Genomic DNA, 9,601 nt, shown 5'->3' with positions numbered 1-9,601 from the left:
GGTGTATTATATTTCTGCTCCCCCCCCCCCCCCCCCCGCGCCCCCGTCAGCCGGTCCCTGCCCAAGAAAATTCGGACGAATTTTCTTGGGCTCCGTCTCGACGAGTTTCCGGATTGCGACAATGTCGCGCGTGGAAAATCAGCGTAAAGTCGTGTGAAGCAACCCGCGGGTCCCGGACCGCGCGGGCCCGCCGATCCGTCACGGATCTGTTACATTCCAGACGTCTAACCGGACCATTCCCATGACCTGAGGGCGCACGCCATGACCGCGACCGAGCTCACCCCGGATACCCTCTCGCCCTTCGATCCGATCGACGCGGTGCTCGCCCCCGCGCCGCTGCTGGTCTCGCCCGACATGACCTGCGCCCAGGCCATCCGCCACTTCGCCCAGTCCGCCCGCGAGGGCACCGAGCTTCTCGCCTTCGTGGTCGATGCGGATCGGCGCTTCCTCGGCGTGGTGCGCTTCGCCGCGTGCGGCAAGGCCCAGCCCGGGACGCGCGTAAGCGATGTGCTGCGCCCGGCCCGCTTCCATGCCGACCTGAGCTGGAGCGCCGAGGAAGCGGCGCAGACCGTGGTGGACGAGGAGCTTTCGGGCCTCGCGGTGCTTGATGGCGAAGGTCGCTTTGTCGGCGCCGTCTCGGTACTCGGCGCGCACCGCTACCTCCTCGACAAGATCGACGACGATACCGACATCTTCGCCAAGCTCACCGGTGACTACGACGAGGAGTATTTCGAGCTTCCCGTCTGGCACGACTTTCGGCGCCGCATCCCCTGGGTGCTTGGCCTGGCCATCGTCGGGCTGGCGGCAGGCTATGTGGTGCATGTCTACGAGAGCGCGCTCGACGCTCTGGTGATCCTGGCGCTCTACATGCCGATGGTGGCCGATACCGGCGGCAATGTCGGCACCCAGTCGGCGAGCCTCGTGACCCGCGCCATCAGCTACGGCGAGGTCGAGCTGCGCGACGCGGCGCGCATCCTCTGGCGCGAAACGCGGGTGGCGCTGATGCTCGCCGGCGTGCTGTTCCTCTTCGCCTGGCTCAAGGTGCTGTTCCTGTCCAATGGCGGCGACGTGCCGGCAGGCATGAGCCTCAACCAGATCGGCCTCGTCATCGCCATCGCGATCTCAGCGCAGGTGGTGAGCGCCACGCTGATCGGGGCGATCCTGCCGGTCGCCGCCGTGGCGCTGCGGCAGGACCCTGCGGTGGTCTCGGGCCCGGCCCTGACCACCATCGTCGACCTCACCGGATTGCTGCTCTATTTCGGCATCACCACCTGGTTGTTGGCGATCTGAGAGGCACACGCGCAGCGGTCCAAAAACATATCGCAAAACCTGCATTTTGCGCTACCATCGCGGTCTCTGAGGGAGGAGACAGAGATGATCAAGACCGTTGCGCTTGCCGCCCTTCTGGCGGCAGCGCCCTTGGCCGTGCTGGCCGAGGGCAAGACCCATCACGTGGCATTCCACGTGGATCAGAACGATCCGCACGTTCTGAACATGGCGCTCAACAATGCCAAGAACCTGACCGAGTATTACACCGAACAAGGTGACGAGGTGGTGATCGAGATGGTCGCCTACGGGCCGGGACTGCACATGCTGATCGAGGGCAAGACCCCGGTGAAGGACCGGATCGAGACTCTGGCGCTCGAACTGCCGATCACCTTTTCGGCCTGCGGCAACACCATCGCCAATATCGAGAGGAAGAGCGGCGCCCCGGTGACGCTGCTCGAGGAGGCCCGCGTCGTGACCTCTGGCGTCGCACGGCTCGTGGAGCTTCAGGAAGAGGGCTATTCCTACATCCGCCCCTAGGGTCGCCCGCCAAGACTGCCCCCGCCGCGGTCTGACGCGGCGGGATCAGCGCTCCAGCAGGTGCAGAAGCTGCGCCTCGGCCCGGCGCAAACCGGTGACCTCGGGCGCCTCGCGCGACAACGTTGCCCGCTCTTCAGAATCGCTCTCGGCGAGCGCGATCACGTCTGGATGAATGTAGGATTTCCGGGCGATGGCGGGCGTGTTGTGCAGCCGCTCCGAAGCCGCCTCCGACATCGCCTTGATGGTGACGCGGTCGGCGTCGAGGGCAGATTTCAGCGCCGCCACCGTGCCGTTCCAGGTCCGGAAGGTCTTGGCGGTCAGTGCGCTGTTGCCGGTGCGGTCGGCGAGGAAGGCATTCACCTCCTCCGAGCGCACCGAATGCGGCGCGCCATCCTCGTCGAGCCAGGTGATCAGCTCGCGCCCCGGCAGGTCGTGCAGTCCGGACATGACCCGTTCCAGCGTGCGGTCGCGCAGCGCGCTCTCGACCTTGTTGCCGCCCTTGCCGGTAAAGCTCAGCTTCAGCTCGCCACCTTCAAGCGACATATGCGCCCCGCGCAGGGTCGTCGCGCCGTAGCTGCGGTTCCGCTTCGCGTAATCGGCATTGCCGACGCGGATCCCGGCGCGGTCGAGCAGCGCCAGAACCGCAGCCAGCGCGAAGGCCCGGTCGCCCGGGTCGCGGCCGCGAAGGTCCTCGAGAATGCGCCGCCGCAGCCCCGGCAGCGCGCGCCCGAACTCGGCAAGATGCTCGAATTTCTGCCGCGCTCGGTGCTCGGTCCAATCGGGATGATAGCGGTACTGCTTGCGGTCGCGCGCATCGCGACCGGTGGCCTGCAGGTGGCCGTTCTCGCGCGGACAGATCCACACCCTCTCATAGGCGGGCGGCACCGCCAGTGCGTCGATCCGGCGACGCTCGGGGCCGCGCTCGATGCGGGTGCCGTCGGGCGCGATGTAGGAAAATCCGCGCCCGCAGCGCCGGCGCGAGATACCGGGGCGGTCATCGGGGAAATAGACGAGATCGGGCACGCTGGTCATGCGCCGAGAACGCTGGGCCGCGCCCGCCGGTTCCCCGGCCCGGCTGTCGCGGAGCTCACTTCGCCGCGACGCTCTCCACCTCGCGGTCCGCCGGCGCGCGCCGTGCCGCATCGCGCTCGGACCACGGAATCTCGATGATGCAGTGCAGCCCGGACGGGGTCAGCTCGCGCACCAGCTTGCCCTCGAGCTGCAGCTCGATCATCAGCCGCAGCAGGCTCGAGCCGAAACCGGGCACTTCGAACCCTTCGCTCGCAACCGGCCCCGCAGCCGTCTCGATCCACTCCAGATGCAACCGCCCTTCCGGCGTCAGCTCCCAGCGCACATCGAGCGCGCCACCGGCATCCTTGAGCGCGCCGTGCTTGGCGGCGTTGGTCACCAGTTCATGCACCACCATGCCGATCGTCTGGCATTCCTCCGAGCTCAGCACCACGGTCGGGCCACTCATGCTCACGCGGATCTCGCCGCCGCTCGCATAGGGCGAAAGCTCCTGCGACAGCAAGCTGGTCAGCGCGACCGGCTCCCAGCGCTGGTCGGCCAGCAACGAATGGTTCTGCGCCAGCGCGCTCAGTCGGTCGATCAGCTTGGCCCGCATCACCTCGGGTTCCTCGGGCCGCGCAAGGCGCACGATGGCCTGCACCACCGCCAGCAGGTTGCGCGAGCGATGGTTGATCTCGTCCGACATCAGCCGCTCGCGTTCGGCGGCGCGGGCGCGGTCCATCAGCGCCATCATCCGCGACAACACCTGCTCGACCGTCTCGACCTCGAGATCGGTCCAGTGGCGCGCGGTGCAGGAATGCACGAAGAGAATCGCCTCGGTGCGGCCGTCCTCGACCCACGGCACCGCAAGCGCGGCCTCGCAGCCGAGCGTGTCGAGCACCGTCCGGTCGATGGCGGCGCGCGTCGGATCGGTCCCGTCGAGCCGCATCACCCGACCATCGAGCAACTGTTGCCAAGCCGTATCGAGGATCGGCGCACGCGCGACACCGGACGGCACCGGCGCAATGCCCTCCGCCGCCCATTGCTCGATCACCGGCAGCTTGGCCCGGAGCCCGTCCTGCACCCGCTCGCGGATGCCGACGCGGTCGACACCGAGATGTTCCCCCAGCATGGCGATCGAACGCCGTCGCAGCTCGGCAAGGTCGGTCACGTTGCGGAACACGTCGCTGAGTTCGAGCAGGAAGCCGGTGTTCTGCTGCTGCAGCACCTGCCGCGTGGTCTCGTTGCCCGAGTTGAAGACACCGCCGATGGAACCGTCGTCGTCGCGGATCGGGGTGAAATTATAGGTCCAGTAGGTCTCTTCCTCGACCCCGAAGCGGCGCATCGGCAGCATCTGATCGCGGAAATAGACCCCCTCGCCGGTGCTGATCGCCTGAGTGAATTGCGGCTCGATGATGTGCCAGATATCCGACCAGACCTCCGCCGCCGGCTGCCCGAGACAGGCGGGATGGCGCGGGCCGGGAATGTGCGACCAGCTGTCATTGTAAAGCAGGCGTAACTCGGGGCCCCAGTAGATGCAGGTCGGGAAGGCCGAGTTCAGCGCAATGCTCAGCGCCGAGCGTAGCGCCGCAGACCAGTCTTCGGACGGGCCGAGCGGGTGCTGCGACCAGTCGAACTCGCGTATGCGGCGGGCCATCTCGCTTGGCCCGGAGAGGAAGGAATTCTTGTCAAAGTTCGGAGACTGACGGCGTAGCAACAAGTTCTCCAGAGTTCGGTCCGGTGCCAGACCAATGCCGCCACGCGACGGCATGGCTGGCCTAGAACGATAGGCAGAAGCCCCTGCCCTTGCAAACGGAATCGCTGTTCAGATTTTCGATCGAGCCGCGCTCACGGGCTGCTCCGAGACGCCACTCCGCAGTGTATCACGCCAAGCGAGAGGCGCACCTGACCGCAGCTTCGGAAAAGTTGCGCCCACCCAAACAAGATTGAATTGCAACTCAATTTAAATGTGCTAGATCGTGCGGATGACTACGCCGCCCTCCTCCCCTCGCTACCGGCTCGGGATCCGCTTCTCGCTGCTCGCCCGGCGCTGGCGCCGCGCGCTCGACGCCCATCTCGCCCGCAACGGCCTGACCGATGCCACCTGGGTGCCGCTCGTTCACCTCGCCGAGACCGGCGGCGGCATTCCCCAGAAGGCGCTGGCGGCGCTCGTCGGGGTCGACAGCTCGAGCCTCGTGCGGGTACTCGACATTCACGCCCGCGACGGGCTGATCGAGCGCCGCCCCGACCCCAATGACGGCCGCGCCCGCCTGATCCACCTCACCGCCGCCGGAACGCAACGGGTCGCAGAGATCCGCGCGGAGCTCGCCCGCGCCGAGGAAGTGTTGCTTGCCGATCTCAGCGATGCCGAGATCGAGACCATGCTGGCACAGTTCGCCCGCATTGAGGCGCGGCTCGACGCCCTGCAGACGGGCGGCAGACAGGAGACCGACACATGAGCGCGACCGACCCCTCGCTCGCCCGCCCCGCCCGCCGGATCGACGTGGCCCGCAACCTGCTGGGCGCCGAGGCGCTGCGCGGCAGCCTCAGCGTCGCGCCGCAGCCGTCGCTGCGGAACTCGTGCCTCGCCGGGTTTCAGGCCGCGCTTGCCGTGGCCATCGCCCTGCCTCTCTTCCACCTGTCGCCCTATGCCGACCTGATCGGCTTTGCCGCGCTTGGCGCGCTCGTCGCGCTCTTTGGTCGCTTCGAGCCGCGCAAAAGGCGCAGCCGTATCGTCCTGATGGCAGCGCTCTGCCAGGTCTCGGCGGTGCTGGTCATGTCGGCGGCAAGCTGGCTCGGCCTGCCGCCGCTGCTCGAGCTCGGCCTGTTGGCGCTGGCCTGCGGGGTCTATTTCTTCATCACCGTGACCGGACGCTTCGGCCCGCCGGGCGCGCTGATCTTCGTCTTCGCCGCCGGCGCCGCCCTGTCGCCGGTCGCATCAAGCCAGGAGGTGCTGGCGCGGGGCGCGGCCACCGCCACGGTGGCGCTGCTGGCCTGGGCGATCTGCGGGCTCACCGAATGGCTGCGCCACCTGCCCGACGAAACCCGCCGCTTTCCCAGCGAAACCACCCGCCCGCTTGGACACCGGCTCACTGCCTCGGTGCGCATCGTGCTGGGCGCGCTGATCGCGCTGCTGATCAGCCACGCCTTCGGGGCCGATCACCCGGTCTGGGCCGCCATGGGCGCGCTCGCGGTGCTGCAGGGGCCATTCCTGCACATCAACATGCACCGCGCATTGCAACGCATGGCCGGTGCGGTGATCGGCGCGACGCTGGCCTGGCTGATCCTGGTGCAGGATCCCTCGGTCTGGACCATCATCGCGCTGCTCTTCGTGCTGCAATTTGCCACCGAGCTGGTGATCGGTTCGAATTATGGGCTGGGGCAGATCTTCGTCACGCCGATGGCGCTGCTGATGAGCCACCTCGCCGCGCCCGCCATGTCCGGGGCCGAGATGGCGCCCGAACGGGTGCTCGACACGCTGCTCGGCGCCAGCGTCGGCATCGTCGTTGCCATCCTGCTCTCGACACTGGACGACCGGCACCACGTCGCATCCCGGCACAAATCCGGCTGAACCGCTGCCAGGCGCCAAGATTTTTCGTACGAAAAATCTTGGCCCTCCCCAGCGTTCAGAACAGGACCGGCGTTTCCTTGAAACAGGACTCCGTCCTGGGCGCCGCGACGGCGGGTTTCTTGCCGGCCTTGCCGGGCTCCAGTTCCCCCCGGAGCGCCATCAGAATGCGCCGGTGGTCGCCCTTGTAGTCCACGATCCTCGCAAAGCGGATCTCGGCATCCCGCAGGTAGGCCTTCCACGAACTCGCCCTCACGTCGCGCGGCGTGTTCAGCCGCTCGGCACCATAGCCATTCTCGTAGCAGCGCTTGCCGAAGAGCACGGTCTGATAGGTGTCGTGGGTGAAGAGCTGGGAGCTCTCAAGGTCGTGCTGTGTTGGCAGCTGGTATTGCCAGAGATCGAGGTTCTCCGCCAGGCGGTCGGTGATCTTGAGCTGCGTGCGGGCGTCGATCCAGTAAGCGCTGTCCTCGCGGTTGCCCATCCGGTAATGCAGGCAGATGAAATCCCGCACCTCGTTGTAGAGATCATCGGTGAGGCGGTTGAAGCGCCGCCGAACCGGCGCCTCGTAATCGGTGCTCGGCATGTTGAAGAGCAGCATCCGGATGCTCTGGTCGATCATGTGGATCGCCGTGGATTCCAACGGCTCTATGAAGCCGCCCGACAGGCCCATGGCGATACAGTTCTTCACCCAGGCCCGGCGCGAGCGCCCGATGCGCATAGGGATCACCCGCGGCTCGGAGCCGGGCGGCGCGGCATCGCCGAGATGGGCGAGGAACTCGTCCCGCGCCTCGTCGTCGGTGCGGTGCGCCGAAGAGAACACGTAGCCCGTGCCCACCCGGTTGAAGAGCGGCACGCTCCACGACCACCCTGCCCCGAGCGCGGTGGAGCTGGTGAAGGGCGGCAGCTTGGCGGGGTCCTTGTGCGGGATCTGCAGCGCCATGGCGCGGTCGTTGCCGAGATAGGCGCTGTAATCCTCGAACGGCTCGTCCAGCGCCTCGCGGATGATCCGGCCGCGAAAGCCGGTGCAGTCGATCACCAGCTCCACCGGATGGCGCCCGCGCTCGCGCAGCTGCAGCGCCGCGACATAGCCCCGCTCGTCGAGTTCGACGTCATCGACATCGTCGAGGATATGCTCGATGCCGCGCTCCGCCCCGACCTCTGCGAGCAGCTTTGCGAAGGCGACGGCGTTGAGATGATAGGCGTAAGACGGCTTCGGCATCGGATCCGCCTTGGGATCCTTGAAGGAAAACGGTGCCTTGAAGGCCTTCGCAATGTGGGCATAGGGCGAATAGCAGCTGACATAATCGCGCTTACCGGCGCCGAAGGCATGGAAATGGTTGCCGATGCTCACCCCGTCGAGCGACGGCGCGTTCGAAAACGGGTTGAGGTAGGAGACGAGCTTGCCGCTGCGGTCGGTGTTCCAGTTCCGGAACATCACCCCGGTCTTGAAGGTGGCGTCGCAGCGGCGAAAGAAGGTGCGCTCTTCGAGCCCGATCTGGCGCAGCGTGAAGGGCATCTGCGGCACCGTCGCCTCGCCCACCCCCACGGTCGGGATGTTCGGGGATTCGATCAGCGTGATACGGATCCGCTCGGAGCATGCGCGCCTGAGATAGACCGCTGCCAGCCACCCGGCTGTGCCTCCTCCCACGATGGTGATCGAACTCAGCGGCTGTCCCATACGATGCTCCCCTACCCCGAGCGGCCCTCCTCCGGCGGCCCCTTCCGTCTCAGGATGGCACGGGATATCGCTCCGGGTCACGCCTCATGTTCGCGAAAGCCGCGTTGGCACGCAAAACGCGCCCCGGCAGGGCCAAGGCGCGGTCAAGGAAGGCAAAGACACGGCCCGATCATCTCACGCCCAAGATTTTTCGTACGAAAAATCTTGGGCCGCCCCGCTCACTCGGCGACGCAATCGGCGAAGTAATGTGTCTGACCATCCTCGCCCAGCTCCGCCACGAGACCGTGAATATCGGTCTCGAAGCCCGGGCATTCGCGGGCAAACTCGCGGTTGAAGCGCAGGTAGTCGACGATCTTGGAATTGAACACTTCGCCCGGGATCAGCAGCGGAATGCCCGGCGGGTAAGGTGTCACGAGGCTGGTGGTGATCCGCCCCACGAGATCGTCTATCCCCACCCGATCGGTCTTGCGCCGCGCGATATGCGAGAACGCCTCGGACGGCGTCATCGCCGGGCGGTGATCGCTGAGATAGATCTCGGTCGAAAGCCGCGCCACGTCATACTTGGCATAGAGCGCGTGCACGTGCTGGCTCAGATCGCGCAGCCCCATCTTCTCGTAGCGCGGCTGCTTGGCGCAGAATTCCGGCATCACCCGCCACAGCGGCTGGTTCTTGTCGTAATCGTCCTTGAACTGCTGCAGCGCCGCCAGAAGCGTGTTCCACCGGCCCTTGGTGATGCCGATGGTGAACATGATGAAGAAGCTGTAGAGACCCGTTTTCTCGACCACCACGCCATGCTCGGTGAGGTATTTCGACACGATCGAGGCCGGGATGCCGGTGTCGCCGAAATTGCCGTCGATATCGAGGCCCGGGGTGATGATCGTCGCCTTGATCGGGTCGAGCATGTTGAAGCCCGGCGCCATGTCGCCAAAGCCGTGCCAGCTGTCGCCGCCGCCGGTCTCGACGCCCTCGGCATCGGTCTTCTTCAGCACCCAGTCGCGGGTCCGCCCGATCCCTTCCTCCGAAAGCTCGTCCGGCCCCCAGACCTTGAACCACCACTCCTCGTCGCCGTATTCCTCGTCGACCTTCCGCATGGCGCGGCGGAAATCGAGCGCCTCGTCGAGGCTCTCTTCCACCAGCGCGGTGCCGCCCGGCGGCTCCATCATCGCCGCCGCCACATCGCAGCTGGCGATGATCGAATATTGCGGGCTCGTCGAGGTGTGCATCAGGTAGCTCTCGTTGAAGAGATGCCGGTCGAGCTTGGTGGTCTGGGAATCCTGCACCAGCACGTGGCTGGCTTGGCTGATGCCGGCCAAGAGCTTGTGCACCGACTGGGTGGCGTAGGTCACCGATTTCTCGGTGCGCCCGCGCTTGCGGCCCATGGCGTGATAGGTGCCGTAGAACGGGTGGAAGGCCGCGTGCGGCAGCCAGGCCTCGTCGAAATGCAGGTTCTCGATCCAGCCGTCGAGCAGGCTCTTGATCTCTTCGGTGTTGTAGAGCACCCCGTCATAGGTCGACTGGGTCAGCGTCATGATGCGGGGCTG

8 protein-coding genes are annotated in these 9,601 nt (G+C 66.4%); 4 read left to right on the top strand and 4 right to left on the bottom strand.

What is annotated here, in order from left to right; translation table 11 throughout:
* Window positions 1-261 precede the first annotated feature (261 nt).
* Window positions 262-1,290, top strand: coding sequence for a magnesium transporter (locus AC6RA4_RS19280; RefSeq protein WP_500163138.1), 1,029 nt, complete (start codon window positions 262-264; stop codon window positions 1,288-1,290).
* Between the two features lie 84 nt (window positions 1,291-1,374).
* The gene (locus AC6RA4_RS19275) at window positions 1,375-1,806 is read left to right on the top strand and encodes a DsrE family protein (protein ID WP_500163136.1); all 432 of its coding nucleotides are present in this window, start codon (window positions 1,375-1,377) and stop codon (window positions 1,804-1,806) included.
* Window positions 1,807-1,851: 45 nt separating this feature from the next.
* Here AC6RA4_RS19275 and AC6RA4_RS19270 read toward each other — a convergent pair whose 3' ends face one another.
* Both AC6RA4_RS19270 and AC6RA4_RS19265 read right to left on the bottom strand, forming a co-directional pair.
* Entirely contained in the window at window positions 1,852-2,838 is a 987-nt protein-coding gene (locus tag AC6RA4_RS19270; protein ID WP_500163135.1) for a DNA topoisomerase IB, read from the bottom strand.
* Between the two features lie 55 nt (window positions 2,839-2,893).
* Window positions 2,894-4,471, bottom strand: a complete 1,578-nt coding sequence (locus AC6RA4_RS19265) for a sensor histidine kinase (RefSeq protein ID WP_500163133.1) — start codon at window positions 4,469-4,471, stop codon at window positions 2,894-2,896.
* A 328-nt stretch (window positions 4,472-4,799) separates the two neighbouring features.
* Between AC6RA4_RS19265 and AC6RA4_RS19260 the strand changes: the two genes are divergently transcribed.
* Complete coding sequence (locus AC6RA4_RS19260; protein ID WP_500163132.1) at window positions 4,800-5,273, top strand: MarR family winged helix-turn-helix transcriptional regulator; 474 nt, start codon at window positions 4,800-4,802, stop codon at window positions 5,271-5,273.
* Complete coding sequence (locus tag AC6RA4_RS19255) at window positions 5,270-6,385, top strand: FUSC family protein (RefSeq protein ID WP_500163130.1); 1,116 nt, start codon at window positions 5,270-5,272, stop codon at window positions 6,383-6,385. The genes AC6RA4_RS19260 and AC6RA4_RS19255 overlap by 4 nt, the downstream gene beginning before the upstream one ends.
* A gap of 55 nt (window positions 6,386-6,440) precedes the next feature.
* Here the strand turns inward: AC6RA4_RS19255 and AC6RA4_RS19250 are convergent, their stop codons facing one another.
* Window positions 6,441-8,060 (bottom strand): tryptophan halogenase family protein, encoded by a 1,620-nt coding sequence (locus AC6RA4_RS19250; RefSeq protein ID WP_500163128.1) that lies wholly within the window; start codon window positions 8,058-8,060, stop codon window positions 6,441-6,443.
* Window positions 8,061-8,278: 218 nt separating this feature from the next.
* Window positions 8,279-9,601 (bottom strand): Orn/Lys/Arg family decarboxylase (locus AC6RA4_RS19245; RefSeq protein ID WP_500163126.1); only part of this gene is annotated, 1,323 nt, incomplete at its 5' end.

The organism is Salipiger sp. (genome assembly GCF_059781815.1).
The sequence above is the reverse complement of the archived record's forward strand: the minus strand, read 5'-3'. Positions and strand labels throughout refer to the sequence as shown.

Bases quoted from the DNA above. Each gene is read 5' to 3' on its own strand.
- AC6RA4_RS19280 (WP_500163138.1), top strand. From the start codon at position 262: ATGACCGCGACCGAGCTCACCCCGGATACCCTCTCGCCCTTCGATCCG.
- AC6RA4_RS19275 (WP_500163136.1), top strand. From the start codon at position 1,375: ATGATCAAGACCGTTGCGCTTGCCGCCCTTCTGGCGGCAGCGCCCTTG.
- AC6RA4_RS19270 (WP_500163135.1), bottom strand. From the start codon at position 2,838: ATGACCAGCGTGCCCGATCTCGTCTATTTCCCCGATGACCGCCCCGGT.
- AC6RA4_RS19265 (WP_500163133.1), bottom strand. From the start codon at position 4,471: ATGGCCCGCCGCATACGCGAGTTCGACTGGTCGCAGCACCCGCTCGGC.
- AC6RA4_RS19260 (WP_500163132.1), top strand. From the start codon at position 4,800: ATGACTACGCCGCCCTCCTCCCCTCGCTACCGGCTCGGGATCCGCTTC.
- AC6RA4_RS19255 (WP_500163130.1), top strand. From the start codon at position 5,270: ATGAGCGCGACCGACCCCTCGCTCGCCCGCCCCGCCCGCCGGATCGAC.
- AC6RA4_RS19250 (WP_500163128.1), bottom strand. From the start codon at position 8,060: ATGGGACAGCCGCTGAGTTCGATCACCATCGTGGGAGGAGGCACAGCC.